Genomic DNA, 1,082 nt, shown 5'->3' with positions numbered 1-1,082 from the left:
CCACGACCGATGCCCCGGGCGTGGTTGGCGCACGGGGTACGGATGCGGCTATCGGGCTGGACCGTTACTGGCGCGACGCCCGCACGCTGTCCGTGCATGATCCGGTGGACTGGAAGAACGCGGAAGTCGGCCGCCACCTGTTGACGGGATGGGAACCGGAACCCGGTCTGTACCAGTAGGCGCGCTGAAGCGTGATGATGATATAAGTGGCTGTGTAAAAAGCAGCTTCCAGGTTCCTCTTCTTTTTCCGGAGAAAAGGACGCACAAAGACTTCTGTTCCTTGCCCCGGATCATGGGCCCGCGCTCAGGCGGCGGTGGCCTGACGGGGCCGTAACCGTGAATGATATGGACATAGCCATGCCCCGACCCGCCATAGCCATTATCGCAACCGGTGGCACCATCGCCCGGCAGGCCACGGACCCGCGCGATACGGTCGATTATGCCGAGATCGGCACCAGCCTTGGCGGCGATGACCTGCTGAATGCGTTGCCAGCGGATGCGCGGGCGCGTTTTGCGGTGCGCGGCATCACCTTTTCAGGCTGTGACAGCGTGGAGATGACCCTGCCACGCTGGTTTGCCCTGGCCGATCTTGTCCGCGCGACGGTCGCCGCACAGCCGGAACTGGCGGGTATCGTCATTACGCACGGTACTTCCTCATTGGAGGAGGCGGCGTGTTTTCTCGATCTGGTGCTGGATGTGCCCTGTCCCGTCGTGATCGTGGGCGCGCAGCGCCCCGCAAGCGCGATCAGCGCGGATGGGCCGGCCAATCTGTACGCGGCCCTGCTGGTGGCCTCGGCCCCGCAATCCGCGGGGCGGGGCGTGCTGGTGGTGGCCAATAACGAAATCCATGCCGCCCAGGAAGTGACCAAGGCCGCGACCTACCAGCTTGAAACCTTCCGCTCCCCCGATTTCGGCCCCCTTGGCATGGTGGAGGCGAACCGGGTCTTCTTCGGGCGCACTACCGGCTACCGCAGGCATGTCGGGGCGCTGGAGTACCATGCGGGCGCTGACATTCCGCGCGTGGATATCTGTTACAGCCATGCGGGGGCGGATGGCGTGGCGGCGCGGGCTTTCGTGGCGGC

At 65.1% G+C, this 1,082-nt stretch carries 1 protein-coding gene; it reads left to right on the top strand.

Translation table 11 applies throughout. The features are described 5' to 3' along the window. Positions 1–345: 345 nt before the first annotated feature. Positions 346–1,082 (top strand): asparaginase (locus tag JCM25156_RS17730; RefSeq protein ID WP_242402738.1); only part of this gene is annotated, 737 nt, incomplete at its 3' end.

Source organism: Komagataeibacter kakiaceti JCM 25156 (assembly GCF_000613305.1).
This window is presented reverse-complemented; position numbering and strand designations above follow the sequence as displayed.